The sequence below is a fragment of the Solitalea lacus genome, from assembly GCF_022014595.1.
Lineage (GTDB): Bacteria > Bacteroidota > Bacteroidia > Sphingobacteriales > Sphingobacteriaceae > Solitalea > Solitalea lacus.
Genome location: NZ_CP091740.1, coordinates 3,625,729 through 3,651,903, shown reverse-complemented (window position 1 = coordinate 3,651,903; position 26,175 = coordinate 3,625,729). Strand labels below are relative to the sequence as shown.

The window sequence follows — 26,175 nt, the reverse complement described above, 5'->3', positions numbered from 1 at the left end:
GGCTTACACTAACCGTTTATTTTATTTCCGCAAACACTCTTTTTAGCAATGAAAAAGTCTTATCGCCAACCTTTAAAAAACAGAATGAGTAAGCTGCAAAGGTTAAAATAGTGGTTTATGATGAAGAGCAAGTAGGTAAAGAATCCTAGTTTTTTGCGAAGAATTTTCAATGCATTATTTATTTGATTCTTAACCGTTTTTTCAGAAATATTTAGTTCTGCCGCAATTTCTTTGTGAGAAAGATTAAGCTTTCGGCTGAGTTCAAATATCGCTCTCATTTTTGGTGGGAGATAGGAAATCTCCATTTCAATAAGTGATTGCAACTGTTTTGTACGGAGAAGGTGATCCGTTTGTGCTTCACCCTTATTAATAAAGTCTTGTAAGGATTCCAGATATTTAGACTCTACTTTTTTGTGAGAAATTTTATCCAGTATCTTATTTTTGATACTGGTATATAAGAATCCGGCAAAATTGGCCTTTATGGTTAGGTTTGCATGGTTATCCCAAAGGGAGGTAAATACTTCCTGTACGAGGTCTTTGGCTTCTTCCTTGTCATTAAGCAGTTTATGAGCATGAACAAACAGCAACCTGTTGTATCGCTGAAAAAGTTCAGCAAATGCATGCTGGTCTCCTTGCTGTAGTAAACCGGTTAATTCATAATCAGAGAGTGTACGGAAAGCTATCATATTTTTTTGCTGCTAATCAATTCATTAACAAGGCATCAATTATATGCAACTAAATGTAAAAAGCCAAATATTTAGCAAATTGGAATAAAAGCTTAGATTTACTTGCAGACTTCCCTAAAGCTAAGATAATAAAAGGCGATAGGGCCAGATTCGAATTTGTTGGAAATAAATACCGCCTGATAGCAGAGGTGGATCGCTTACAATGATTAGAAGGTTTAGTGAAATGTTACATATTCCAGCAGAGTCTTTGATTAAAGAATATGAACTTAGGGGTTAATGTCTACTTTCTTTAAGAACAAAATATGAGAAAAGTAATTGCGGCAATCAATATGACAATTGACGGAATTTGCGACCACACAGCAGGGCTGCCGGACGAAGAAATACATCAACATTACGCTGACCTTTTAGACAGTGCAGACGTTATCCTTTATGGAAGGACAACATATCAGCTAATGCAATATTGGCAGAAGCTAATAAAAAATCCATCAGGTGAAAAAACAGCGGACGACTTCGCTAGAGCAATTGACAAAATTTCAAAAATTGTTTTTTCTCACAAACTCAAGAATACAGACTGGGACAGTGCGGAACTTGCAACTAAACCTATTGAAGAATTGGTTAGAGAATTGAAGCAACAATCAGGTAAAGACATTCTTGTTGGCAGTCGTAGTTTAATTATACAGCTAATGAACCTGAATTTAATTGACGAATTCCAACTTTGTGTTCATCCTGTAATTGCAGGAAAAGGATTGCCGTTATTTGAGAATATAAATGATAGGACTATTTTCAAACTCAAAAAGTCTAAAAACTTTATTAACGGAGCAGTTATGCTGTATTATGAACCGACAATATAATGCTTTCAAACATTGACCTACACTACTTCGTGGACAGAATAGAACGAACCGATTCCTTTTCCCCTTCATTCAGCTTAGTTCTTAAATAGTATCAATAACCTTACACCACGGCGGACTACGACGCAGGTGTTTTTATCCTGCTTTAGGCAAGCGTTGTTCGTTAGATATTATTTTAAAAGTATCTTATTTTCAGTATATTGGATGTTGAATTGGACCTTTCTACTCAAGCAATAACATTTGAATTATGAAAACAATAAAAGGCCTTACCCTCCAGCTATTGTTGTTTGGAGTGATAACCTCAGTGTATGCCCAATCAGATTCAAAGAAACAGAAGATTGTTGAAGATAGCCAAAATGCAAAGACTGAATTCATTAAAGCTGACAAGGAAATGAGTGACTTGTTCAGCAAGGCATATGGATATGCAATCTTTCCCAATGTTGGTAAGGGAGGCGTAGGGGTTGGCGGTGCTGCTGGTACAGGTACGGTTTATGAACAAGAAAAATTCATCGGTATGGCCAAGCTATCTCAGGTTAGCGTTGGGTTCCAATTCGGAGGGCAGGCATATCAGGAAGTAATTTTCTTCGAAGACAATAAAGCCATGGATCGATTCAAGAAAAATAAGATAGAATTTTCCGCACAGGTTTCAGCTGTCGCTGCAGCTTCAGGGGCATCGGCAAATGCGAAATACGTGGAGGGCGTTATGGTTTTCACAAAGCAAAAAGGAGGTTTGATGTATGAAGCCGCTGTAGGAGGTCAAAAATTCAAGTTCGAGCCTAAGTAAAATATAAATTAACTGAGGCTGGTTCGACCCTTCAACGTTTAAAAATACTTTAAAGCCTATATTTGAAGTTGAAAGACGGAAAATGTAGGCTTTTTGTTGGAGATAAGCAGTTTGCATTGCCTCTCCATTTTAGACAGACCTCACCCTGTAGCTGCAGTTTTTTCGTATTTTAACTTCCTAAAAATTGACCTATGCAATCGAAAGCAACAACTGTTGATCAGTACATAGATGAGCTTCCGGAAGACAGGAAGAAAGCGTTTGCTGAATTAAGAAAAGTGATCAAAGAGAATATTTCCGAGGGTTTTCAGGAAGGTATGGGCTATGGCATGGCCGGTTACGTAGTGCCACATAGCAAATACCCTGCAGGCTATCACTGTGATCCAAAATTACCCCTACCATTTATGGGGTTTGCCTCCCAGAAAAATTTTATTGCTGTCTATCACATGGGTATATATGCTGATCCGAAACTATTAAATTGGTTTACTGAAGCCCATGCCAAAGCATCTCCAAAAAAATTGGATATGGGCAAGAGTTGTTTGCGCTATAAAAAGCCGGAAGACATTCCATATAAACTTATCGGCGAACTGGTTTCTAAAATAACACCTGATGAGTGGATTGAAATGTATGAAAGTAATTTTAAAGACCAAAGGAAAAGAAAATAGATAATTTGGACAAAAATCGTTTGACAACTCGCCTTGCAACCTTAAACCTACACACAGTCGTAATTACAATTTTTTGCGGTGTAACCGAACTGAATTACACAGTGCTTTTATCATTTATCTTAGTCTGACAGATTATCTTCATGAAGATGGCAACTACGTAAATCAGCCGAACATTACCAGCAACCCTTAACGGCAATATTGCTAATTTGACACAGTGCCATAAAATAAACCTAAACTTTAAGTCTAACAACCATGACAATAAAAGAGTCCAATATTACAATTAATGTTAAGGACTTGGACAAATCCATTTCATTTTACGAATCTATCGGCTTACTAGTAAAAAAGCGTTGGGGGAATTACTATGCACAATTGACCGTACCAGGTATTGTTATCGGGCTTCATCCAACAAGTGAAGCTAATCTGAATGGAGGAGGCTCTGGAAATGTTTCAATTGGCTTCACGACAGACAATTTTGAAGAAACAAAATCTGAATTGGAGAAATTATCTATTAAGACAACTTACAGACAAGAAGAGGGCGGGCGGTTTCTACACTTTAATGATCCTGACGGAACAGAACTGTGTTTTATTAAACCTAAATGGTAAAAAAACATTCTCCTTTCAACATTTTCCACGATAAACAAAGGCGCTAATACTACCTTGTTACAATTGCTGCTGACAGGATTTATATTTAACCCAGATTACGCATTAGAAAAGACAAATGGATGTTGGAATGATTTGGCATGTGCCCAAAGTCCGGTGAACCATTCCCGTCGTTTAAGATGTAAGGCCATTTTGAGTATCATCCGATCTCCATCCTGCTCAAAATAGGCTCCAATGGCAAAAGTTTTATATCGTAATGTAGAGAGTGTGTGCTGCACCTTGCTTTGCAGGATAAATTGCCTGAAAATGGCCATGAGATTATAGGCAATCATGGCAAAGTTGAGGGCGGCTTCTGTACCAAAAAACTGTTTTAGGTTAAAACTATCCAACCCAAAGTCGTATTTCAGTTCTTTGATCCTGTTTTCCGCATCTGCCCTGCCGCGGTACAAACGCCACACTTCTGCCCCGGACAGGCTTAGATTAGTGACGTAACAGCTGTATCGGTACTGATTGTACAGTTCATCTTCAGCAAATAACCGAAGGGTTTTTCCCGTAGCCTGTGGCCTGTCTTTCAAGCGTTGCCTCACCACTACCATCCTTCGAGGTTGATCCCAAAGCGGGCTTTGGTACTTCATCTCACTGATTTCAATGCCTTCATCCAGTTTTAGCCAGGTTTGCAAAGAAGAAATGTGGGTTTGGATGGGCTCATAAAATCGGGCAGCAATGACATAATTCAGTTGCTTTTCTTCCAGATACTCCATCACCCCCTTTGAGTAGAAACCGCTATCCAAGCGGATCAGACTGACCGTCTTTGATTTCAGTTTCTCAAGGGTGTCTTCCAGAAAAGGAACAAAACCTTCCGATGCACTGCTGTTGCCGCTGCGCAACCAAAAATTGGCCACCATCTTCACATCGGCAACAAACGCCATTAAGGGATGGTGCGACATCCGGCCGGGCTTTACCGGATTGTACCCTTTGCAGGCCCCCTGCTGAGCGGTTCCGTAGCGGGTCAATATGGACGAATCACAATCCAAGGTATAGTTATCAAACGGTACTTGTTCAAACAACCAACTATACAGTTGGCAACTCACCCGTTGGTTCATGGCCTGGTTAAATTTGGCAAAAAAACGCTTATGGGTGTCTTGACCGGGTGTGCGCCTCCACTCAAATATCTTAGCCAAGGCAGCATCGTGACGGGTAACTTCGGTATGCAGAAACCGATTGGCCCCACACCACACACTGACCATAAAGGATTCAATGATCGTTTTTGCATCATATCCCCGATTAGAACCCGGCTGCGGCAAATCAGCACACTCGGTGAGCTTTTGGCCAAATCCGATCTTGTCGAGCATTTTGCGAAGCAAAACCATCCCGCCCCAGGGCGTCAGTTCCTTGTCTGTATAGCCAATTTCTAATTCCATTAAGGCAATTTATCCATTTTTTCCTATTGCTACGCATTAGAAAATTCTTATTGCGTAATCTGGGTTTAAGCATTTCCGTTAGCATAAGCAATCTGCTTGTTCTTTGAAGTGTTTGCAGAATGGTCACTTCAAAGTTCTCTTTATTCCCCGTTTTTTTTACTTTAGGGACTTAACCTAAATCACCCTAAACTAAATATGAGAGAGAGAATCTCACCGTATGGGCTTGCTTTGCTATTTTTTTTCATTTTCATTTTCACCCTAAAAAGTAATGCTCAGGGTACTTCTAATAAAGGAACAGATTTTTGGGTCCCATATGCGGGGCACGTCGATGGTACCAATTCACGTTTAACCTTATTTATCACTTCTGAGTATGCTGCAATTGTTCGAATTCAGGCCATTGGTTTAGATTCCATTGTAACATTGCAACCCAATGAAGCAAAATCCATTGTAATCAATCCCAAAGTCTATAATTTGTATGTTGGTACTTCGGATGGGGTAGAGGTGGGAAAAGCGATACATGTAACATCTGACAAACCAGTGATTGTTTATTCGCACATTTCCAATGCAGCCCGCTCAGCAGCCTGTTTGGTATACCCAACAAATACACTGGGACTTAACTATTATGCTATTTCCTACGTGCAAATTCAGGATGCCCAGAACGAAAAAAGGTCTTCGCAGTTCACCATTGTTGGTGTAGAAGATGGAACAGAAATTGAAGTAACTCCTACTCAAGACAGCCGGGGAAATTCATCACATAAAGCCAACCAGCCTTTTGTAATAACCTTAAATACCGGAGATGTTTATCAGTATCAGTCACAGTTCGATTTGTCGGGATCGCAGTTTAGGACCGTAAACGGATGTAAACCGTTCTCGGTATTTTCGGGAAGTTCGAAAAATGGTTTTTGTGAAGATGGAAATGCTGTAAATTCCAACAATGCATCAGGCCAGGACAATCTTTACCAGCAGCTTTTGCCGGTTTCTGCCTGGGGGAAAAACTTTGTAGCCGCACCATTTTACAATACCTTAAATGGAAGCTGGGATATTTACCGTGTTCAGGTTGCTGAAGATAATACCACTATAAACGTAAACGGCTCTATTACTTCTGCTAATGGCGATATGTTAAATAACCCTTATAAAAAAGGAGATATCATAACGTTTAAAAGCCAAAGCAGCACCATTATTAAAGCTGATAAACCCATAAGTGTTGCACAGTTTCAAACATCTCAGAATTGTAATCCGAACAACCGCAGCAGGGTGCTCTTTCCAGGAGATCCGGAAATGACGATTCTAAATCCGGTAGAGCAAACATTGAAAGATGTAACAGTTTATTCGGCTGTTTCGACCCCTAGTGCGCCAACGAATATCAGAAGCCACTACATCAATATAATCATTAAAACAAGCGGGGCGCCAACTCTTACAGTAGATGGCGAAAGTTTTGGCACTAATCCTGAAGGAGCAGCTTTTGTTGTAAACAATTTTATAAAAATTAATGAGGAGTATAGCTACATCATTGTTGATGTCACCCAATCTTCTAACATTAATCCAACGCATAGAATTAAAGCCGACATTGGTTTTGTAGCCATTGCTTATGGCTATGGAAGTTTTGAATCTTACGGTTATCTGGCCGGTGCGGATCTGAAAAACTTAAGCAAATTTATTGAACCTGCAAATGCAGTTTCAAAAGAGCCTTTAACAGTAGGATGTGTAAATTCCCCATTTAACTTGTTTTTGATATTACCTTATCAGACTACCAGTTTGAAATGGGATTTAGGTAATGGAACACTAGTAACTGATCCCAATCCAACTGCTCATTTCGTTTTACAGTCCTTTAATGGAGAAACATTGTATAAGTACAGTTATGTAAATCCAACCATAAGTTATAATCAGGCTGGTACTTATGCGATTAAAGCACATGTAGTTAATCCTAATCCTATAGCTTGTACAGCTGACGAAGTGATAGAATTGAGCTATGAGGTCTTTGACTTACCGGTAGCTTCTTTCGAAGTGATAAATCCGCAATGTAAAGGAGCTGAAATTAGTTTTATTGACAAAAGTACAAGTGGTGGTAAAAGCCTGAAAAGATGGATTTGGGATTTTGGAGATGGAACTCCACCGGAAGTAAGGTTAAATGCCGATCCATTTACGCATATTTTTACTTCAAGCGGTGATTTTCAGGTAAAGCTAAGTGTAGAATCAGAAACCGGCTGCTCATCAGCAACCCACTTTAATAAAACGGTGCATATTAAGGAACTTCCGGTTGTTAAAACGCAGGTAACGCAGCCTAACTGCGAAAGTCAAGAAATAAGTTTCTTTGATAAATCTATCACAGCGGAAGGATCTATTTCAAAATGGACATGGGATTTCGGTGATTCACTTTCAACTGCTAATAATTCCAATCTGCAAAACCCTACTCATGTTTTTACCAAGGCAGGAAAATACATTGTAAAATTAACCGTGGAAACGGATTTAGGCTGTATAAATACCTTATCTAAGGAGATAACAGTAGGCGCTATGCCAATTGCTGATTTTATAACACCCGATATTTGTATTACAGATGCAGCGGCAGATTTCAAGAACATCACATCTATCTCCGATGGCTCTGATTCCAATTTAAATTTTCTTTGGAATTTCGGAGATCCGGCATCAGGAAGCAAAAACACGGCCACGACCAGAGACGCAACCCATTTATATCCTCGAGATGGCGAGTTTACAGTTACACTAACCGTTACTTCAAACAAGGGCTGTGTAAGCACAAAGCAAAAGAAATTCACCGTAAACGGATTAAGTCCCGTTTCTGAGTTTACTGCAAATATTGCCTCTGTATGTAGTGGAGATGAAGTTACATTTGAAGATAAGTCGACCGTTAGTCCCGGTAAAGTGATTCGATTAGAATGGTACTTTGATGAAACCGATCACGCAGGTAATAGTGCTTATAAATTAGTTGAGCTTAGACCTGATACAGTAAGTGGTAGAAAATATGTTTTTAAATATCCTGAAACACATAATCTAACACCTAAGTTGATTGATGTAAGGATGAGAGCTTTTTCCGGAACGCTTTGTTTTTCTGATAAAACTCATCAGATTACCATAAAAGGAAAACCGGCAATTGAATTTAACCCAATAAAGGATGTTTGTATTAATGATGCTCCTTTTTTGTGTAAAGCCAAAGAAATTTATGGATTTAGTGGTAATTTCAGGTATTCAGGCCCTGGAGTATCGCCTAATGGTTTATTTGATCCCCAAATTGCAGGTTTGGGTACACACACAATTACATATACGTTTACAACGGTTGATGGATGCAGCGCAGAAAAAAGTCAAACTTTTACTGTTAATCCCAATCCTGTAGTTAATGTCGGTAACGATGTTACCATATTAAAGGGTGGAGAGGTTAAACTGAATGCGATTTCTCCAAATAAGAATATGAAATATAAATGGACACCTGCTATAGGGCTTAGCAATGATACAATTCCTAATCCTGTAGCAATTCCTGAAAAGGATACTAAATATACAGTAACTGTTTATTCAGAATCAGGGTGTACTGCAATGGATGATATTATAGTTTATGTGAGAAATCCGGATATTCCCAATGTATTTTCTCCCAATGGAGATGGCGTTAATGATAAATGGGAAATAAAATACATTGAGTCATGGGGCAATGTCGATATTATGGTATTTAACAGGTATGGTCAGCCTGTTTATGTTGCAAAAGGAAACTACTCTGCATGGGATGGCACCTTTAAAGGTATAGAAGTGCCGATAGGTGTTTATTATTTTGTTATTAGCCCGAATAATGGAAGGAAAAAACTCGCAGGATCAATCACTCTGTTAAGATGAGGAAAATAAAGAGGTCTCCGGTTCGACTCCTGTATTTTCCACTACTTTACTTGAAAAAGCCCTTTATTTGATATGATAAGGGGCTTTTTTCTACTTGAACAATAATAAGGTTCTTTGAAAAAGGAATTAGCACAGTTTTGGATTCCACGCAGGTACACCTTTCCATTTCAATAGGCAATTACCCTGACTGCTGCTGGATATACAAAATCTCGAAGGCTTTCTGAGGAAATGACCCTTGTAACAATGCCTCTACTCCAGGGGTTATATCGTTTATTCTTCTTATATTCAGGGATAAACGCAACTATCTTATACCTATGAAGATTTCAAAATTGTATCACCGTGGAGAGTACCGGATTAAGATTACTTTTCCGTACAATAATGAATTTTTGGAGAAGTTAAAGATCATAGAAGATGCCCGCTGGAGCCAAACCCACAGAGCCTGGCACATTCCTTATACAAAAGCGGCTTACAAGCAACTTCTTGCTTTATTTCCCTATTTACAGCCTGAATTATCACTCCCCCAAACCCCTAATCAATCAGAAGAAACACCCGTTAAAATGAGGCAACCCGACACCAAAGAGAAAAAGGGAGTCACAATAGAGGTAATAGGCCGAAAAATTATATTAAAAATGCCCAAAAATGAGGCTGATGTTAAGTTCGTTGCTCAACTAAAATACAGCAGATGGGATTCTGCGGGATACTATTGGCAAATACCCAATTATTCCGGAAATCTGGATGTGTTGAAACAATATTTTGGAGATCGACTAATATCTGTTAATATTAACGAAGAAGTGATTACGCGGCCCGGATCTACAACTAAAGTACTAGATAAAAATGAGGCATGGGTCATTAAAACTGCTTCGGGAAGACTCAAAATCATTTCTAATTATTCAGATGCCTTTGCCTGTTGTGTAAAGAAACTACCTTACTATCATTGGGATTCAAAAAATAGGTGGTGGACAGTAGCCTACTCAGAACACACTCTTACCAAATTAAAAGGCATGCTGGAAGAACTTGGAATGAGATTTTCTTTTGAAGAAGAGAATAAACGGGAAGGACTTTCACGTTTAACGCCGTTTGATTTGGCCAGCTACCGAAATGCACCTAAAGAGTATGAAGAGAAATTAATCGAGTTACGATACAGTGCGGCAACCATAAAAACTTATAAAAGTTTGTTTGAAGAATTCATTAATCATTTTCCAAAGCATGACATCAACTCTATAGATGAAAAACAAATAATTAGTTTTTTACGCTACCTCGTTACCGAACGAAAGGTAAGCTCCTCATATCAGAATTTGGCAATAAATAGTATAAAGTTCTATTACGAACGTGTTTTAGGAGGTCAGCGTAAATTTTACTTTATAGAGCGTCCCATTAAAGAAAAGACTTTGCCAGTCGTTTTAAGTGAAGAAGAAGTAAAGTTGCTGATTGCCTCGATTTCCAATTTGAAGCATAAAGCAATGATTATGCTTACCTATTCGGCCGGATTGAGAATTAGTGAACTTGTCAGCTTGAAAGTAAATGATATAGATTCGGAGCGGAAACAAATACGAATAGAACAGGCCAAAGGGAAAAAGGATCGCTACACCCTGTTGTCAGAAAAATTATTAATCATTTTAAGAAATTACTACAGGGTCTTTAAGCCGAATTACTGGCTGTTTGAAGGATTCACGGCTGGCTCTGAGCCCAAGCCCTATTCTGCAAGAAGTGCTCAGCAAGTGCTAAAAGACGCCGCGCAAAAAGCCGGAATCAAGAAAAAGATTAGTATGCATACGTTAAGGCATTCCTTTGCCACACACCTGCTAGAGAACGGCACCGATTTGCGGTATATTCAAAATTTATTAGGGCATAGCAGTAGTAAAACCACAGAAATATACACCCATATTACCACTAAAGGTTTTGACCAAATTAAAAGTCCCTTGGACAAGTTGGATATTTAAAAAATAATGTAATTTAGGCATCTATCAGGCCAGACGGGGTGTTAATAGGGAAAAAGTAAGAGACCTGATAAATGGAATATAAACGCAACTAAACCAAAAGAGAATAGAAGGACCTGCGTTTATCCACTCGTTAGGCGCAAGGTTAAGTCTACCTAAACTCAATATTTTTAATACAGACAGATAGATGCTCTCTTAATCAAACTGAATAATATGAAATGGATTAAATTTATTATTGGCGGTGGCTTATTTATTAGTTCGACCATTCAACTCATTAAACTCTTGAATTCTTATTTTACGTTGCCTTTTGACCAAATTCCATTTGGAGCAGAAATAGGTACGGGTGCAATGATGTTAGCTGGAATACTCATATTTAGGAGTGGCTTAAAGAAGGAAGAAAAACCCAGCGCCTAACAAACGCTTGCCAAAAGCGCTGTCGACATGCAACTTTGAACTTACCACCTAATTAATAACTTTACGTCACGGCGGGACTATGACGCAGGCTTTTTCATCGCGCCTTCGGCAAGCGTCGCCCGTTATGCGCAATAAAATGAAAGCAACCTCAATAATTTTTCTTGTTTTTATCCTGTTGCTGGACTCCTGTAATCAACAGACTTCTACAAGGGAAAATTCGATTAAGCATTTTACTTTGACTTCCGTGTTTCAATCAATTGATGACTTAGACAACCCAAGGAAATTTATCCTTCATCTTAGAGAACATTTTGAGATTGACAGTTCTGGGAAATTTTGCATTCAATTTTCAAAAAATGACACATTATTTTCATTAACAGGGAATCAACTCCCAGATACTGTAATGAAGTCATTTGAAATTTTAGATTCATTAGCCCGATTTAAGCCTAATGAGTTCAAGGCTGACACAACACCTCATATTTATTGTGGCGCTGGCTATTTAATAAGTTCATTTGATGGTAATAAAACAACGTATATAAAATTCATTCCCCCTCGTTTGACAGAAAAGGCAAAGCATGAGCTTAAGAGACTGGAATTCTATCTTACACAAAATGTAAAAAAACAACAATCTTGTTCTGCAGACATTCTTGAATACATTAAAAAAGATACAGCGGACAGACCTCCATTGCCAGTAAGAGCTAAAATTTCATTTAAAGCACCTCGCAAGTGAGGCTTTATTGCGCATAACACACGCTATGCCGCAAGCGCGGTGGAGGTGCAACTAGGAAATCACAAAACCATTAATAACTTTACCCCACGGCGGACAAAGACGCAGGTGTTTTCATCGCGCCTTCGGCAAGCGTATCTTTTCTTGAAACGTTAGTCAGAACTCTAATAGACCATACAGACACATTGACCAAGGAACTTAAAATATCATTTTTACACAAAATAAAACGACCAAAAACGGGTAGCGAATTCGTGGATGGACTTTTGTCAATTCTGACAATTCCCTTGTATCCTATTTTTCTTTTGTTTGTACTTGTAGTTATGCTTTTCGCTGGACTACTTTCTCTTTGGCAGCGATTCACAACAAGTAAAGAGGACTTGCAAAAACAAAAGCAGGAGATCCTTGAAATAGAAAACCGAAACAAACAATGGAACGTTTTCACTTCAGCAGACAGCGTTCTTATTGAACAACAACTTGCTGGTTCTTTACCTTGGGACAGTGGCGACTATTTGAATCTAAAAAGTAACCCGCCAATTTCTTACTTGACAGACAAGTTGTTTGGTGACTGGTTACTAGTTGACTTTGGCGGAGTGTTTTTACAAAAATGGAATGATACACAAAAAATAAATTGTGACCTTGTCTTTATTGACTTTGACACTTTGAAAGTAACAGAACTCGAAACTCGTTTACCAACAAAGCATTGGACAACCGAGAAACTAAATCCAGACGAAATAAAATTTACATTCACAACAGCGGACATCGACTTGACTTACATAGTTAAACGGACAGAGGTAAATCAGAATGAAAGCAACTAACCGACACAAAGAAGAGCAGCCGCTAATTACTAAGTTTTCGTTTTGCCCAACGGGCAAGAAATGAAAACTTGGTTGAACGAAACCGGATACATTCACTTTATCTATGGGGATGTTGTAATACGGTTTAAGGATGCCAAAGCAGTCAGGGCGCCTGCTTTTTTCGTTTAGGAAATTTTTGAGCCCAGGAACAGCTCCATTTCAACTTCTTTTGTTAGGCATTGGACATAACATCCCTTACCCGTTCTGCTACTTTTGCGGCACAGGAACAATTTTTGCCACCCGGAAATCAGTTTGAGGTGGCCCCCGTTTGCCAAATACCTCAATGGTGACCAACGTACCCGTTTTACAACATGGACATTTGCGGATCAGGGTGACCATTTTAGCCTCTACTGAAACCATCTTCTGGCTTTCCCGGAGTTTCTGCAAATGGCCACGCTTCCAGCTGCTGCTCAAAATCCCATAGTGTCGGATACGCACAAAACGCCTCGGCAGGATGTGTTGGGCAAAGCGGCGTACAAATTCATTGACAGGCAAGACCATTACCTTTGTAACCCCGTTCTGACGGTAATCCTTGTAACGGAAACTCACCTCTTCCTCGTTAACCTCTACCAGTCGCTGGTTGCTGATGGCCACTTTATGGGTGTACCTGCCAAGATATTCAATCACCTGGCCGGGGCCTCCAAAAGGACGTTTGGCATATACCACCCATTCTTTTTTGAACAGGGTTTCCAACAGGGTTTGGTCTTCAATACCTTCTTGCCGGAGCTGCTGCACGTATTTCGCCCGGAACACTTTACTCAGCGCCTTAACTGCAAACAGGTATTTATCACTACGTGCTTTGCGCCTCCATTGGCCTCTTTCATCCATGCCTCCACCCGGTACAATGCAATGCAGGTGCGGGTGGAGCGACAGGTTCTGCCCCCACGTATGTAGCACGGCAATCATCCCCAATTGTAATCCCTCATTTTTACCAAACTGTAGCAGCGTTTGCCATGCGGCACGAAATAGAGCTGCATAAACCAGATCCGGCCGGTGCAAAGCCAATCCATTCAATTCCTGCGGCAGGGTAAACACTACGTGGAAATACGTACATGGCAACAGCTCGGCCTGCCGGTCCTGTATCCATTCTTCCCGTTTATGTCCCTGACATTTATTGCAGTGGCGGTTCCGGCAACTATTATAGCTCACGCTGATATTGCCACAGCCATCGCAGGCATCTACATGGCCTCCCAGTGCGGCGGTGCGGCAGAGTTGGATAGCCCTGAGTGTCTTTTGTTGGTGGACGGTGTAGTTAGGCGTGTAGCAGTTTACCTTTTGCAGTACATCGGCTACTTCCCAGGCTGGGCGCATTGTTCAAACACCTTATCCAGCGGGCTATGGGGCAGGTTTTGGGGCAACTGGCACACATGGAGGTAAACCATGGTACTTTCGATATTACTATGCCCCAGCAGCTTTTGCAGGGCCACGATGTTTACACCATCTTCCAGCAAATGCGTGGCATAGCTGTGGCGAAGCATATGAGTGTGCACCTCTTTGAGGATACCCACCTGTTTGGCCACCGTTTTTACCGCCCATTGTACGCCCTTTTGACTGTAGCGGCCATCAAAACCCCTGCCTTCTGGGTTACCAGTCCCTTCGAAGAGGTACTTTTTGGGGTGTTCAAGGCAGATGTATTTGCGGATGCCCCGGATAAGATGTTTGCTTAGTGGCACGTAGCGGTCTTTATTGCCTTTGCTTTGTACGATATGCAACAGTTTGCGGTCGAAATCAAGATGCTTGAGCTCCAGACTCCGTACCTCGGCACAACGCAGCCCGCAACCGTAGAGCAACCCAATGAGGGATCCTATGTTTGAGGAGTTGCGCCCCCTGCAACATTCGCCAGATCTCCTGCCGGCTCAAGATTACCGGTAGCTTCTTGTCTTTGGCAATAGAGGGCAAGTGAAGGAAATCGTAAGGCAGGCCTTCGGTTTTCAGTAGAAAGCGTAACCCGTAAACGGTATGTTTGAAATAGGTTTGGGAGGGAGTTTGACTCCATTGCTGGAGTTCGTAAAGGTAATCTTTGACCTGTTCGGGATCCAGCTCGGTGGGCAGACAGCCAAAGTGGAGCGCCATGGCGGCCACGTACCTACTGTACCCTGAAAAGGTACGCGGACTACGGCCCAAAATTGAAATGTTGCGCTCGAATCGTTGCAGCATATCTGCAAATCCGCTAACTTCACGGCTAGCGCGGTTAAGGTAGCTATTCCACCTTAATTCTTCCGGCGATTTTTTTTCGTTGTCATTCTATAAGTTTTAACAGGGCGAATCTACGGTAAAACGGCGGAAAGGCTACCGTAGGTTTAGTTCAACACCCGCTTGCCGTAAAGCGCGCTGGACGTGCAAATTGAACTGATAACCTTCTATGTTGTAAAACAAGAGATCGGGAAGTTTTTTTTAGATTGTTACCTTTGTGATATAAATCCGAAGAGGAAGTGGGCGCTGCTGGAGAGCAACTCATCAGCAATAGGATTTATGACGGTGAATACAGCGCTGAAGCCCCGCAATAGCAGGGGCTTCATTCGCTCTATTCATTGTCTTAAATGGCTAAAAAAACTCCCATTCCCTAAACCTTCAGACCTACTTGTCTTTTCAATGAACTAAAAGCTATAAAAACATCCTTCTATTAGCAGAACCGGTAAACCGGGCTGCATTGCCGTGTTTAATTTTTTATAGATAGTGAGCTGGTGCCTAATTATAGCAGATACTGGAAGTACTGCAAGGTTTTTTATCAGTCTCACTTCAAAAGGATGTTTTTTATATGGCGTTTAGTTTTAGTGAACCACTGCACACACATACGCTTGTTTGTTTGTTAATACGTACCTGATTCTGCTGAGTAATTTCCGGGCTATTCTTACGATGGCTTTGTTGGGTTCCATCCGCCGGCAATAATCATGATAACTTTTGGTTAGTGCAGGATCCAGGCGTATGGCCACCCATGCACTTTCAATCAGGGCGCTGCGCAGCACCGCATGCCCGCGGCGGGTGATATCGCCGGTCACTTCTTTCTCTCCACTGGAATGCGTAGAAGGAATCAGGCCGACAAAGCTGCAGAGTTGATCCATGTTTTCAAACCGGTCCATCCTCTCCAACTCGGTCAACAGGGTCATGGCAGTCAGTAAGCCGATTCCCGGGATACTTCGCAACAAGGCTGCCGGCTGCTGATAGAGGGTAGTTTTTGACAATTCCTTGAGGTGCCGGGTTAGCTGCAGGACAGAAGCTCTCAAATGCTTCGCTTCTGCAATCATGATTTGTAAGGCCATCTTACTGCTTTGCTCCGGCATATCGATGTTTTCCAGCCAAGTCATAAAACGCTTCGACCAGTGTGACTGAACTTTTGTAAAAGGCTCAATCAGTTCAATGCCATGAAAGTACAGAAACGACTTGATCCGGTTTTTATACCTGGTGAGATCCTTGACTAAGGAGGCCCGGGTACGCACTAAACAACGGTCTTCCAGGGTTTGGGCAGCAGGAACATGAATCGGTGTTAAGGTCCCGCTTCTTAATGATCTTGCGATTTTACGACTATCCCTGGAATCCTCTTTCTGCACCTTTTCTTTATCGGTGGTGGGGATATCGGCTGGATTAACCACCATCGAGTCAATGCCTAAGCCTGAAGACGGTTATGAATCCAATAGCCGCAAAAACCGGCTTCGTAGGCCGAATGATAAGTGCCGCCAGGGAAATGCTGCCGGAGGTATTGGTGTAATACTTCCGGTTTAGGTGGCTGTGAAAACGTTTTATGGGTGAGCAGTTCGGTCATAACGGTAACCTGCCAGCTTTTTAAATGCACGTCAAAACCCACATAAATGTTTTGACCGCTAAAATCTAATTGACTAATTTGTGGTTGCATAAGTTTCAGCGTTATAGTTTTAGAGTTGCTATTCTAAATTTAATATAACTTCCTGGAACTTATGCTTTACAAACATACGGCCTAATTAATAACTTTACGCCACGGCAGACTAAGACGCAGGTGTTTTCATCGCGCCTTCGGCAAGCGTCGCCCGTTGACGGTCAGCTTAGAACAGACAGTGCGAACAACGAACTTACAAGACAGAAAATGGGCAAAGTATCCAAAGTCACTTAAAATTGTAAACGACTTACATATTTTAGATAGAAACTTTATTTATCGCTATTTTTGTTCATATATTTGTAAGTGTTTTACAAAAAAAGAGATAAAAATGATTGTAAATTTCAGTGTTCAAAATTTTGGCTCGATAAAAGACAAACAAACTCTTTCATTTGAGGCTGACAAATCAACACACCTTGAAGACGCCTATATCGTAAATTTTGGGGGACAAAGAGTTTTAAAACTTGCCTTGATTTATGGTGCAAACGCATCTGGAAAAACAACAATTCTGAAAGCTCTTGATTTTTTAAGAGATATTATTCTTGAACCAGAGCGTAAAAAAACTAATGAGTTAGACTTTAATCCTTTCTTATTTGACCCAAAAACACCCAACCAAAACTCAATTATTTCTATAGAGTTTTTTCAAAATGACATTAAGTACTTTTACGAAGTAGAGTTTTTCAAAAAAGCTATTGTAACCGAGGGGTTATATTTTCACAATCCTAATAAAGCTAATGTTTTTAGGAGAAAAACCAATTTATCAAATCAATTTACTGAAATAACTTTTGGTAGTAAAATTTCTACTGACAAGATTTTTGAAAAAACACTTGAATCTAACACTTTGTGGAACAATACTGTTCTTGGTGGATATATAAAAACAAACATTGACCTCAAAGAATTACAAGAAGTTGTTGATTGGTTTGAAAATTATTTAAGTCCATTAGTATCTACAATAACAGAATTAGAAGGATTTGTAACCTCAAGAATTGATAATAACGAAATTTCTAAATCTGATGTCGTTACAATATTAAAGAAAGCAGACTTTAATATCTCTGACATTGTTATTCAAGAAGAAGAAAAAGAAATCCCTGATGATTTTATTGAGTTTTTGAAAAAGCAAGTAAAAACTCCAAGTGATAAAATTAAGGAATTGGAAGAAAGAGGAAAGTTAACGGCTGTAAACATTGAATTTGAACATACAGTAAACAACACTAAATATACTTTGCCATTAGAATTTGAATCGCAAGGAACGAGACGTTACTATGGATTCGCAGGGTTGTTAGCTTTGCTAATCAAAAATTCAACAGCATTTCCAATTGATGAGTTAGAAGCCTCATTACACCCTGATTTATATTTGCATTTCCTTCTCTCTTTTCTTTTGAATTCTAAAACTTCTCAAATCATTGCTACTACTCACAATCGAGAAATTTTAGACAACAAAGATATTTTTAGGAATGATGCGATATGGTTCACAGACAAACAAGAAAGTTGCTCTACAGAACTATATTCATTGATTGATTTTGATAGTTCTGTTGTTCGCAACACTACAAATATTTTAAACGCTTACAAAAGTGGTAAATTAAGTGGGACACCGAATTTGGGCGACACTTTCATTGATTTAAACCCATGAGAAAGCCCAAAAAGATTGCGCACAAACCAAACCCTTCTTTCGCTGTTGTAGTGGACGGAGAAACAGAAGTTTGGTATTTACAAATGCTAAAGCGAAACGAAAGGGATATACGTGTTAGTATAAAACCCGAAATTCCGAACAAGAAAAGCATAGAAGAACAATACAAATTGGTTTGTGATTTATCTGGAAAGGAATTTACTAAAGTTTTTTGGCTGGTTGACCTTGACACGATTATAAAAGAAGCAAATGAAGCCCCAAAAGGGAAAAAATCACCACTCAAAACATTTCAAGAATATAGAACAATTCTTATTGCCGATTACCCTAATGTCATTGTTGCTGTAAATAACCCTTGTCTTGAATTTTGGTTTCTGCTTCATTTTGAAAAAACTTCAAAATATTTCAACGCATGTTCGGGAGAGGAGGCACAACTGAAAAAACACTTAAAATGTTACGAGAAAACACAAAAGTTCTTCACGAAACAAAATGACGACATTTATCTGAAGTTAAAACCAAAATTAAAGACCGCTATAGAAAACTCTATTTCTCTTGGAAGTTTCGATAACCAAAACCCGACAAAAGCAATGTGTGAAATGGAGTTATTGTTTCAGTCAGACGAACTAAAAAAGCACTTTGGATAAAAGCCGAACCGCCAACAGCACATTTGCAACAGGCGGGGTTTTGTTCTCCGCAGACAGTTTTGTGGTAGCCGAAAGTTCAGTTCTCCGCATCAACATTAGTGGTAAAAATCCCGCCCATCGCAAATTTGCAAAACGTTAGGTACAATCCATCCTATTTCAGAGGAATTGACTCCTTGGGCTAACGTAAAGGTCTATCACAATCTGGGCAAATTCATTAAATTAGGAAAGCTCTTTGCAAGGCCGTTTTAAAAAGTGTCGCTATAAAGCACGGGCGCAATCCTGGTTGAGATGTTTGCCATGACTTCATTGGTGGCCCTCCATAAAAGAGGGACCCCGTTCAGAATATTTTCTTAGCCAAAAGCACATCTCCAAAGAGTTTCTAAACTGTTAACACATGGAACAGGAATCGATTCCAATGGAAGTGGTCAATGCTCATGCGGCAGGAGTCGACGTGGGCAGCCGGTCGCACTGGGTGGCTGTGGGACAACAGCCGGAAGAGGTCAGGGAATTTGGGGTGTATAACCAGGATCTCTTTGCCATGGCCCAGTGGCTCGGGGAGAAAAAAGTCAAAACAGTAGCGATGGAAAGTACAGGCACCTATTGGCAAAACCTTTATGCCGTACTCATAGCCAAAGGCTTTCAGGTCGTGTTGTGCAACGGAAAATTCACCAAGAACATTAAAGGGAAAAAGACGGATGTAAAAGATTGCCAGTGGATCCAGAAGCTGCACACGCTGGGCTTGTTAAACAGCAGCTTTTTACCCGATGAAGCGACCGAGCAACTGCGCACCTACTGTCGTCACCGATCCAACTTACTTCATCAGGCGGCCTCTACCTCCAAAAAAATGCAGAAATACCTTCGATTGCTCAACTTGCGACTGGATGTGGTGGTCAATGACATTTGCGGACTTACCGGCTTAAGCATCATTCGAGCCATTTGCCAAGGTGAATCCAATCCGCAAAAGCTAGCTTCCCTGCGACATGGCAACTGCCGAAAAAGTGAACACGAACTTGCCCTGGCCCTGCAAAGCAACGGCAGAGCCGATTACCTCTTTGCCTTGCAGCAGGAACTGGAGACTTATGATTACCTGCAGGAGAAGGTGCTGCAATGTGACGTAAAAATAGGCGAGCAGCTTGAAAAGATTATTGGCAATGACCCCAATAAAAACCAGCATCAACTCCCCCCTAAAATCTATAAACGCATTAATAAAAACAGCCCAAAAGACATTGACTTGAATCTGAAGTCCTATCAAATGTTCGAGGGAGTGGATTTACTGGCCATCGAAGGAATGAGTTATTCAACGGTACTTTCCTTAATGAGCGAAGTTGGTTTAGCAGGCATTCGGAAGTTTGGCAATGCCAAGCAATTTGCCAGCTGGTTGCGCCTGGCGCCCAACAACAAGGTGAGCGGGGGGAAGGTACTCTCAAGCAAAGTGCCCAAGGGAAGTAACCGGCTAAAAATAGCCTTGCGAAATGCAGCCAATGCCATTGGCAACCTGAAAGACTCCACACCCTTAAGGGATTTTTTTCAACGGATCAGTTTCCGAAAGGGACGTGTGTCGGCCATCAGCGCTACTGCCAGAAAGCTGGCCGTGATTATCTGGAACTTACTGATTAAAGGAGCCACTTACATTAACCCAGCAGGTTACCTGTTTTTGGATCAGAAAAGAAAACTGGGCATGGTGAAACGGATTCGGAAACAAATTGATAAATTCGGCCTGACTAATGAAGAATTGGGCTTTAATAGCCTTTAAAACATCTTTTCTTGAAACGTTAGTCAGAATTTTACCACAGACAACAAAACAGACCAATGACACATTTTCCAGTAACAAATTCTAATCTTTCAGCGACACATTTAGGACTGTTTTTACAGGAAAAATATTCTTTGAGCAAAGACACCAAATGCCAATTAATAAAAGCTGGGATCAATGACACATATTTGGTAACCGACAACTCAAACAAGTTTGTATTTAGAGTGTATAGTTTAAATTGGCGCTCAAAAACGGAGATTGACGAGGAAATTAAATTGCTGAATCAGCTAAAAGAAAATACCATTTCCATTTCCTATCCGCTATCAGACAATGAAAGCAACTACGTACAAACACTAAGTGCACCGGAAGGAGACAGATTTGCTGTGCTCTTTACATTTGCATCTGGTGAAAAACAACATATAATTTCAGAAGAAACTCATTTCCAAATTGGACAACTGATAGCTCGACTTCATAAGATAACCACTAATCAGAAATTAAATCGCATAGACTATACACCTGAAGCAATTCTCATTGATTCACTAAAAGAAGTATCAGCCTTTTTGAAAAGTGATACAGAAGAAATGAGCTTTATGAAATCGACTCAAATATACCTGTTAAAGGAGTTTGAGAATGCCGACATTTCGCAAATTAGACAGGGAATTGTTCATCTTGATATTTGGTTTGACAATCTAAACATCACCACCGACAACCAAGTAACCATTTTCGACTTCGATTTCTGCGGAAACGGTTGGCTTTGCTTAGATATTGCTTACTATATTTTACAACTTCACAACATTGAGAAATATGAAGCTAAAGATTATCAACCTAAAGTTGACCGTTTTCTTCAAGGGTACGAATCTTTAACACCATTAAGTGCAGAAGAAAAACGACTTATTCCAATGCTTGGGGTAAGTTTATATTTTTTCTATTTAGGTGTTCAATGTCAGCGTTACGACAATTGGTCGAACTCATTTTTAAGTGAAAATTATTTGAAAAGATTCATCAACGGACTTGTTAGGAGATACTATGACATTTATAAACTTGGGGACAATAAAAACTGTGCCTAATAACTAAGCGTTCGTCGTGTCCGCAGGACAAGCGATGAAGGCTGTGTTGAACGGAATCTTCGGTAGCGGCCTACAGTTATGGACTTGTCGTCGGAGGAGTTGAAGAAATTTGAAGCAGGATGGGTGTCCTGCTTTTTTTACGGGCTTTTTTTCAGGTAAAAAAGGTCGTTTTCGTTCGCACAGGGGCATAAGTTCCCTTACCCGTAAAGATTAGTTTTTACAGGAAAGTATGTTTTGGCCCGCGCCTATGTACCCCTCCGGCGGGCCGCGCCGGTCGAAAACGGCGATGGTCACCAAATTGCCTGCTTTACAACAGGGGCATCTTTTCAACAGGCTGTTTACCGGCTTGTCCTTTACTAGCACCGTGCCGCCCAGGGTCCCGATCAGTTGGCTGAGTTTCTCCCTTTTCCAGGTACTGCTCAAAAAGCCGTAATGCCTTATTTTCACAAAGCGCCTGGGCAAAATGTGCAGGGCCAGCCTGCGCACAAACTCACCGTGGCTCAGTTGCATGCATTTCTTGAGGCCCTGAGCCCTGTAATCTTTGTAGGCAAAAGTCACCGACTGCTCATCGATGGCCCGGAGCCGGTGGTTGCTGATGGCAATTTTGTGCGTGTAGCGCCCCAGGTATTCCACCACAGCCCCGGCATGACCAAATGGGCGCTTGGCATATACCACCCAGTCTTTTTCAAAGAGCGCCTTGCGCATATCGGGCATCAAAGCGATATGTTGTTGACTTAAGGCGGCCACAAACTTGGCCCGAAACACCTTGCTGAGGGCTTTCACCGGAAAAAGGAATTACTTGGGGCAATGGCGGTTGCGGCAGGAGTTGTAACTGATTTGCAGATTGCCGCATTCATCGCATGCATCTATATGACCTCCCAAGGCAGCAGTCCGGCAGTTTCTGAGGGCCGATAAGGTGCGCAGCTGCCAGGAGTTCAGACCCAATTTTCCGATACCTTCTCCCAACAGATCCAGCACCCGAGCTACTTCGAAGCGGGGCTGCATTGGGCAAAGAGCGTGTCGAGCGGACTGAAGGGTTTCATGCGACCACTTTGGGCCACATGCAGGTATTCCATGGTGGTTTCGATGTTTTCATGCCCCAGCAAATCCTTGAGGGTGATGATGTCCATGCCGTCTTCGAGTAAATGGGTAGCGAAGGTGTGCCTGAGTGTATGTACGTGCACGTCTTTGCGGATGCCGGCCCGGCGGGCGGCTTCCTTTACCGCCCATTGAACGCCTTTTTGAGAGTAACGGCTGTCGAAATCGCCTCCGGTGCGGCCGGCGGGTTGCCCGCCAAAGAGATAGTCCTGGGGTTGTTCGGCCTGCAGGTAGGTCTTCAATCCCCGAATCAGATGCCCCGAGAGCGGTACATACCGGTCTTTTTTACCTTTGCCCTGCACCACCTTGAGCTGTTTGCGGTGAAAGTCCAGATCGGCCAGACGAACACTCCGCACTTCCATGCAACGCAAGCCGCAGCCATACAGCAGGCCGATGAGCAGTTTGTGTTTGAGCAACTGGCAATGCCGGAGCATTTCCCACACTTCTTCTTTGCTCAGAACCACCGGCAACTTCTTTTCTTTTTTGATTTCGGGGAGCTGGAGAAACGAATAGGGCAAGCCTTCCGATTTCAGCAGAAACCGCAGGCCGTAAACGGTGTGTTTGAAATAAGTTTGGGAGGGTGATTTCGATCGTTTTTGAAGCAGAAAGAGGTATTCGTGGATCTGTTCGGGATCTAGTTCGGTAGGGATTTTGCCAAAATGCAGGGCGATGGTCGCCACATGCAGGGCGTAGTTTTTAAAGGTGCTCGGGCTGCGTCCCAACACGGAGATGCTGCGTTCGAACCGGTGAATCAGTTCGGTAAATCCGGGAACTTCGCCTTTAGCGCGGTTAAGCTTGGTGTTTTCCCCTAAAGCTTCAGGATTCTTTTTTTGTCATGTTAGAAACTGTTGATACTTTCGCAAAAGTAAGATCCTGCGGTAATTAAAGCTACCGAAGGTTTAGTTCAACAGCCGCTTGCCGCAATTGCGGGCGAAGTGCAACTTGCAAATCCCACTACATTAAATTACTTTCGTCACGCTGGACAAAGGCGGAACTTTCTTCGCACCTGCGTCAAGCAAGGCTAAAAACCCAACTAAATATGGACACAGATGACTTATCGACAGAATCGTATAGAGGAGTAATAATTGAAGCGGAGAGATTCAGTCACGACTTAACACTTCAGTTCGGAGTTATGGCATCATCCTGCAATAACGAAAAAGAATATTTGGACAATGCAAAAAAATTAATTGAGGAAATCCGGAAACTTGACAAATACGGCCTAGCAGACATTTTTTGGGGTTCGCCTCCCGACAAAAAAGCCTTAGACAATACACTTGAGAAAATATTAGAAAATATAACGGAAGTAGAACAAATTCCAGAGAACCAAAGGCATTATGACTTTTAAACCAGAATATCCAGCCTCTAATTTTCAAAAAATATCGATAGATAGTTTTATAAAAAAATACAAAGCAAGTAACCCGAATTCAGACATTGTGGAATTAAATAAAAACCTTTTATATTTCCAACAATTAAGAAAAGACGGGATAAATTGTAATTGCGGAAATCCAATTTGGATCATTGGTTCTGCAATTTCAGGAAAAGGTTGTTTTACTTGTATAACTGGTGAGACTGATAGCTCCGAAGACTATGAAGTTGAATGACCAATGTCCAGCCGCTAACAGCACCTACCCAAAAGGTGTTTTTTGTGCTTTGTTGACAGTTTTGTAGTTTAATCAAATTTTAGTTTTTCAAATCAAGTTTTGTGGTAAAATTCCCGCCCGGCAAGCTGAAACGTTATGTACAACCTTAACAGACGACAATGACCAACGAGCAGACCGCCATACAGACAACATATTTTAGTATTGCAGGAAACACAGCTTTGGCTATAATAAAAGGACTTGCTGGATTCTTCGGAAACTCTTATGCACTAATTGCAGACGCAATAGAATCAACGACAGATATTCTTTCTTCCTTCTTGGTTTTATTCGGACTAAAATATGCAAGCAGACCAGCCGACAAAAATCATCCTTATGGACACGGAAGAGCAGAACCTTTGATTACATTTTTAGTAGTTGGGTTTTTAATTACATCTGCGACAATCATTGCTTATGAAAGCATCAAAAACATTGGGACACCACACGAATTACCAAAAATTTGGACATTATTTGTTCTTATCCCGCTAATCATTTGGAAGGAAATTTCATTCCAATTAGTAATGCGAAAAGCAAAGGAGACAAATAGTTCTTCGTTAAAAGCGGATGCTTGGCATCACAGAAGCGATGCAGTTACATCTATTGCTGCACTAATTGGAATTTCCATTGCTCTATATTTTGGCAAAGGCTATGAAACAGCAGATGACTGGGCGGCATTATTTGCTTCTGGCTTTATACTTTACAACAGTTATAAAATATTCAGACCTGCACTTGGAGAAATAATGGACGAGCATCTATATGACGACCTTGTTGATGATATAAGAAAAGTATCTCTAACTGTTGACGGTGTTATAGCAACCGAAAAATGTTTTATCCGAAAAGCAGGAATGAAATATCACGTTGACCTGCACGCAACTGTTGACGCCAACATTTCTGTAAAAAACGGACACGAAATAGCACATAAACTCAAAGACACTTTGCGAAGTGACATACCGCAATTAGGACACGTTTTAATTCATATTGAACCGAATGAATAGAAAGGCAGCACATAACAGCGCAATTGCAATAGGCGGGGGTTCGTGCTCCGCAGACAGTTTTGTGGTTATAGAAAGTTCCGTTCTCCGTATTAACATTTGTGCTGAAAAGCCTGCCATCGTAAATCTGCATAACGTTATGTGTCACCCTATTAACGACTGTTCTAGATAGAAACGAATAACAAAAGGGAAAATCTATATAAAACATTGTATAATAAAATTTGATTACAGATGGTTGTATCAACAGTACCCACTTTGCATACCATAAGAACTGCAAGTGGGTCATTTTTTTATACCTATGTCAAATAAACCGGCTTACAGTATAGCCGACCAAATCTCACTTTTAAAATAACGAGGTATGTTGTTTAAAGATGAAGGGAGTGCTCCGCACTAAACTTCAGGTGCTTTTCAGGTTGTAGACAATAGCTGCCCGAGCATGAACTTATTGGCCTGCTCGATGCCACGGGTCCCCAGATGCGGTGCATGCCCATAAAATTGACCAGCGTGCCTAAAACAGGTTCCACTGTCGAGCTCCGGAGTTTTTTCATCCGTTTGGCTTTTGTGGTTTTCAGCCGCTGGTGCATCCGCTCATAATAAGGCCTGTCCACCGTTACATCGATCTTCTTCTCTTTGCTTTTGCCTAGGCAGTTTTCCTTTAGCGGACAGGTATTGCAGTCGGTGGGGCTGGAACGGAACTGGTGAAAATAATCGAAGTCAATTGGTTTAAACTTTTTGACGATTGTTTTGAAGTCGAA

General features: G+C 41.0%; 25 protein-coding genes and 2 pseudogenes. 17 read left to right on the top strand and 10 right to left on the bottom strand.

Features of this window, described 5'->3' with window-relative positions:
* Nucleotides 1–59: 59 nt before the first annotated feature.
* Nucleotides 60–686 carry an RNA polymerase sigma factor gene (locus L2B55_RS15695; RefSeq protein ID WP_237847121.1) on the bottom strand — a complete coding sequence of 209 codons (627 nt, stop codon included), beginning with the start codon at nt 684–686 and terminating at the stop codon, nt 60–62.
* 86 nt (nt 687–772) lie between these two features.
* Here L2B55_RS15695 and L2B55_RS15690 point away from each other — a divergent pair.
* The 5 genes and pseudogenes from L2B55_RS15690 to L2B55_RS15670 all read left to right on the top strand — a co-directional run.
* Nucleotides 773–892: pseudogene (locus L2B55_RS15690) on the top strand (type II toxin-antitoxin system HigB family toxin); the annotation flags it as partial.
* A gap of 96 nt (nt 893–988) precedes the next feature.
* Nucleotides 989–1,537, top strand: coding sequence for a dihydrofolate reductase family protein (locus L2B55_RS15685; RefSeq protein WP_237847120.1), 549 nt, complete (start codon nt 989–991; stop codon nt 1,535–1,537).
* Nucleotides 1,538–1,781: 244 nt separating this feature from the next.
* The gene (locus tag L2B55_RS15680; protein WP_237847119.1) at nt 1,782–2,318 is read left to right on the top strand and encodes a YSC84-related protein; all 537 of its coding nucleotides are present in this window, start codon (nt 1,782–1,784) and stop codon (nt 2,316–2,318) included.
* Between the two features lie 191 nt (nt 2,319–2,509).
* The gene (locus L2B55_RS15675; RefSeq protein WP_237847118.1) at nt 2,510–2,980 is read left to right on the top strand and encodes a DUF1801 domain-containing protein; all 471 of its coding nucleotides are present in this window, start codon (nt 2,510–2,512) and stop codon (nt 2,978–2,980) included.
* A gap of 252 nt (nt 2,981–3,232) precedes the next feature.
* On the top strand, nt 3,233–3,583 hold the full coding sequence (locus L2B55_RS15670) for a VOC family protein (RefSeq protein WP_237847117.1): 351 nt from the start codon (nt 3,233–3,235) through the stop codon (nt 3,581–3,583).
* 95 nt (nt 3,584–3,678) lie between these two features.
* Here L2B55_RS15670 and L2B55_RS15665 read toward each other — a convergent pair whose 3' ends face one another.
* Nucleotides 3,679–5,001, bottom strand: a complete 1,323-nt coding sequence (locus L2B55_RS15665; protein WP_237847115.1) for an IS1380 family transposase — start codon at nt 4,999–5,001, stop codon at nt 3,679–3,681.
* Between the two features lie 195 nt (nt 5,002–5,196).
* Between L2B55_RS15665 and L2B55_RS15660 the strand changes: the two genes are divergently transcribed.
* The 5 genes from L2B55_RS15660 (at nt 5,197) to L2B55_RS15640 (ending at nt 12,725) form a co-directional block, all read left to right on the top strand.
* The gene (locus L2B55_RS15660; RefSeq protein ID WP_237847114.1) at nt 5,197–8,835 is read left to right on the top strand and encodes a gliding motility-associated C-terminal domain-containing protein; all 3,639 of its coding nucleotides are present in this window, start codon (nt 5,197–5,199) and stop codon (nt 8,833–8,835) included.
* 314 nt (nt 8,836–9,149) lie between these two features.
* Nucleotides 9,150–10,775, top strand: a complete 1,626-nt coding sequence (locus L2B55_RS15655) for a tyrosine-type recombinase/integrase (protein ID WP_237847113.1) — start codon at nt 9,150–9,152, stop codon at nt 10,773–10,775.
* Between the two features lie 210 nt (nt 10,776–10,985).
* Nucleotides 10,986–11,186 carry a hypothetical protein gene (locus L2B55_RS15650; RefSeq protein ID WP_237847112.1) on the top strand — a complete coding sequence of 67 codons (201 nt, stop codon included), beginning with the start codon at nt 10,986–10,988 and terminating at the stop codon, nt 11,184–11,186.
* Nucleotides 11,187–11,322: 136 nt separating this feature from the next.
* Nucleotides 11,323–11,913: a hypothetical protein gene (locus tag L2B55_RS15645; protein ID WP_237847111.1), complete on the top strand. Its 591-nt coding sequence runs from the start codon at nt 11,323–11,325 to the stop codon at nt 11,911–11,913.
* A 182-nt stretch (nt 11,914–12,095) separates the two neighbouring features.
* A complete protein-coding gene (locus tag L2B55_RS15640; RefSeq protein WP_237847110.1) occupies nt 12,096–12,725 on the top strand; it encodes a hypothetical protein in 630 nt (209 codons plus the stop codon).
* Between the two features lie 246 nt (nt 12,726–12,971).
* Here L2B55_RS15640 and L2B55_RS15635 read toward each other — a convergent pair whose 3' ends face one another.
* The 5 genes from L2B55_RS15635 to L2B55_RS15615 all read right to left on the bottom strand — a co-directional run bounded on the left by L2B55_RS15635 (nt 12,972) and on the right by L2B55_RS15615 (nt 16,614).
* Nucleotides 12,972–14,075 (bottom strand): IS91 family transposase, encoded by a 1,104-nt coding sequence (locus L2B55_RS15635; RefSeq protein WP_237847109.1) that lies wholly within the window; start codon nt 14,073–14,075, stop codon nt 12,972–12,974.
* Nucleotides 14,054–14,560 (bottom strand): tyrosine-type recombinase/integrase, encoded by a 507-nt coding sequence (locus tag L2B55_RS15630; RefSeq protein WP_420854528.1) that lies wholly within the window; start codon nt 14,558–14,560, stop codon nt 14,054–14,056. The genes L2B55_RS15635 and L2B55_RS15630 overlap by 22 nt, the downstream gene beginning before the upstream one ends.
* An 8-nt stretch (nt 14,561–14,568) precedes the next feature.
* Nucleotides 14,569–14,760, bottom strand: coding sequence for a hypothetical protein (locus L2B55_RS15625; RefSeq protein ID WP_237847106.1), 192 nt, complete (start codon nt 14,758–14,760; stop codon nt 14,569–14,571).
* Nucleotides 14,761–15,535: 775 nt separating this feature from the next.
* Nucleotides 15,536–16,357: an IS110 family RNA-guided transposase gene (locus tag L2B55_RS15620; protein WP_237847105.1), complete on the bottom strand. Its 822-nt coding sequence runs from the start codon at nt 16,355–16,357 to the stop codon at nt 15,536–15,538.
* 11 nt (nt 16,358–16,368) lie between these two features.
* On the bottom strand, nt 16,369–16,614 hold the full coding sequence (locus L2B55_RS15615; RefSeq protein ID WP_237847104.1) for a hypothetical protein: 246 nt from the start codon (nt 16,612–16,614) through the stop codon (nt 16,369–16,371).
* 328 nt (nt 16,615–16,942) lie between these two features.
* On the opposite strand from L2B55_RS15615, the gene L2B55_RS15610 reads away from it, so the two are divergent.
* The 4 genes from L2B55_RS15610 (at nt 16,943) to L2B55_RS15595 (ending at nt 21,696) form a co-directional block, all read left to right on the top strand.
* Nucleotides 16,943–18,241: an AAA family ATPase gene (locus L2B55_RS15610; protein WP_237847103.1), complete on the top strand. Its 1,299-nt coding sequence runs from the start codon at nt 16,943–16,945 to the stop codon at nt 18,239–18,241.
* Nucleotides 18,238–18,879: an RloB family protein gene (locus L2B55_RS15605; RefSeq protein WP_237847102.1), complete on the top strand. Its 642-nt coding sequence runs from the start codon at nt 18,238–18,240 to the stop codon at nt 18,877–18,879. The genes L2B55_RS15610 and L2B55_RS15605 overlap by 4 nt, the downstream gene beginning before the upstream one ends.
* A 394-nt stretch (nt 18,880–19,273) precedes the next feature.
* Nucleotides 19,274–20,632, top strand: coding sequence for an IS110 family RNA-guided transposase (locus tag L2B55_RS15600; RefSeq protein ID WP_237847101.1), 1,359 nt, complete (start codon nt 19,274–19,276; stop codon nt 20,630–20,632).
* A 56-nt stretch (nt 20,633–20,688) separates the two neighbouring features.
* Nucleotides 20,689–21,696 carry a phosphotransferase gene (locus L2B55_RS15595; RefSeq protein WP_237847100.1) on the top strand — a complete coding sequence of 336 codons (1,008 nt, stop codon included), beginning with the start codon at nt 20,689–20,691 and terminating at the stop codon, nt 21,694–21,696.
* A 210-nt stretch (nt 21,697–21,906) separates the two neighbouring features.
* Here L2B55_RS15595 and L2B55_RS15590 read toward each other — a convergent pair.
* Together L2B55_RS15590 and L2B55_RS15585 are read right to left on the bottom strand one after the other, a co-directional pair.
* Nucleotides 21,907–22,701: pseudogene (locus L2B55_RS15590) on the bottom strand (IS91 family transposase).
* The gene (locus tag L2B55_RS15585; RefSeq protein ID WP_237847099.1) at nt 22,680–23,474 is read right to left on the bottom strand and encodes a tyrosine-type recombinase/integrase; all 795 of its coding nucleotides are present in this window, start codon (nt 23,472–23,474) and stop codon (nt 22,680–22,682) included. Before L2B55_RS15585 ends, L2B55_RS15590 begins: the two are co-directional and overlap by 22 nt.
* A 359-nt stretch (nt 23,475–23,833) precedes the next feature.
* On the opposite strand from L2B55_RS15585, the gene L2B55_RS15580 reads away from it, so the two are divergent.
* The 3 genes from L2B55_RS15580 (at nt 23,834) to L2B55_RS15570 (ending at nt 25,423) form a co-directional block, all read left to right on the top strand.
* Entirely contained in the window at nt 23,834–24,139 is a 306-nt protein-coding gene (locus tag L2B55_RS15580; RefSeq protein WP_237847098.1) for a hypothetical protein, read from the top strand.
* Nucleotides 24,129–24,395, top strand: coding sequence for a hypothetical protein (locus L2B55_RS15575; protein ID WP_237847097.1), 267 nt, complete (start codon nt 24,129–24,131; stop codon nt 24,393–24,395). Before L2B55_RS15580 ends, L2B55_RS15575 begins: the two co-directional genes overlap by 11 nt.
* Nucleotides 24,396–24,553: 158 nt before the next feature.
* Nucleotides 24,554–25,423 (top strand): cation diffusion facilitator family transporter, encoded by an 870-nt coding sequence (locus tag L2B55_RS15570; protein ID WP_237847095.1) that lies wholly within the window; start codon nt 24,554–24,556, stop codon nt 25,421–25,423.
* Between the two features lie 362 nt (nt 25,424–25,785).
* Here the strand turns inward: L2B55_RS15570 and L2B55_RS19095 are convergent, their stop codons facing one another.
* A complete protein-coding gene (locus L2B55_RS19095) occupies nt 25,786–26,139 on the bottom strand; it encodes a transposase (protein ID WP_420854527.1) in 354 nt (117 codons plus the stop codon).
* Between the last annotated feature and the right edge of the window lie 36 nt (nt 26,140–26,175).

Coding starts and splice junctions, on each gene's coding strand:
- L2B55_RS15695 (WP_237847121.1), bottom strand. CDS start 686: ATGATAGCTTTCCGTACACTCTCTGATTATGAATTAACCGGTTTACTA.
- L2B55_RS15685 (WP_237847120.1), top strand. CDS start 989: ATGAGAAAAGTAATTGCGGCAATCAATATGACAATTGACGGAATTTGC.
- L2B55_RS15680 (WP_237847119.1), top strand. CDS start 1,782: ATGAAAACAATAAAAGGCCTTACCCTCCAGCTATTGTTGTTTGGAGTG.
- L2B55_RS15675 (WP_237847118.1), top strand. CDS start 2,510: ATGCAATCGAAAGCAACAACTGTTGATCAGTACATAGATGAGCTTCCG.
- L2B55_RS15670 (WP_237847117.1), top strand. CDS start 3,233: ATGACAATAAAAGAGTCCAATATTACAATTAATGTTAAGGACTTGGAC.
- L2B55_RS15665 (WP_237847115.1), bottom strand. CDS start 5,001: ATGGAATTAGAAATTGGCTATACAGACAAGGAACTGACGCCCTGGGGC.
- L2B55_RS15660 (WP_237847114.1), top strand. CDS start 5,197: ATGAGAGAGAGAATCTCACCGTATGGGCTTGCTTTGCTATTTTTTTTC.
- L2B55_RS15655 (WP_237847113.1), top strand. CDS start 9,150: ATGAAGATTTCAAAATTGTATCACCGTGGAGAGTACCGGATTAAGATT.
- L2B55_RS15650 (WP_237847112.1), top strand. CDS start 10,986: ATGAAATGGATTAAATTTATTATTGGCGGTGGCTTATTTATTAGTTCG.
- L2B55_RS15645 (WP_237847111.1), top strand. CDS start 11,323: ATGAAAGCAACCTCAATAATTTTTCTTGTTTTTATCCTGTTGCTGGAC.
- L2B55_RS15635 (WP_237847109.1), bottom strand. CDS start 14,075: ATGCGCCCAGCCTGGGAAGTAGCCGATGTACTGCAAAAGGTAAACTGC.
- L2B55_RS15625 (WP_237847106.1), bottom strand. CDS start 14,760: ATGGAGTCAAACTCCCTCCCAAACCTATTTCAAACATACCGTTTACGG.
- L2B55_RS15620 (WP_237847105.1), bottom strand. CDS start 16,357: ATGGTGGTTAATCCAGCCGATATCCCCACCACCGATAAAGAAAAGGTG.
- L2B55_RS15615 (WP_237847104.1), bottom strand. CDS start 16,614: ATGCAACCACAAATTAGTCAATTAGATTTTAGCGGTCAAAACATTTAT.
- L2B55_RS15610 (WP_237847103.1), top strand. CDS start 16,943: ATGATTGTAAATTTCAGTGTTCAAAATTTTGGCTCGATAAAAGACAAA.
- L2B55_RS15605 (WP_237847102.1), top strand. CDS start 18,238: ATGAGAAAGCCCAAAAAGATTGCGCACAAACCAAACCCTTCTTTCGCT.
- L2B55_RS15600 (WP_237847101.1), top strand. CDS start 19,274: ATGGAACAGGAATCGATTCCAATGGAAGTGGTCAATGCTCATGCGGCA.
- L2B55_RS15595 (WP_237847100.1), top strand. CDS start 20,689: ATGACACATTTTCCAGTAACAAATTCTAATCTTTCAGCGACACATTTA.
- L2B55_RS15580 (WP_237847098.1), top strand. CDS start 23,834: ATGGACACAGATGACTTATCGACAGAATCGTATAGAGGAGTAATAATT.
- L2B55_RS15575 (WP_237847097.1), top strand. CDS start 24,129: ATGACTTTTAAACCAGAATATCCAGCCTCTAATTTTCAAAAAATATCG.
- L2B55_RS15570 (WP_237847095.1), top strand. CDS start 24,554: ATGACCAACGAGCAGACCGCCATACAGACAACATATTTTAGTATTGCA.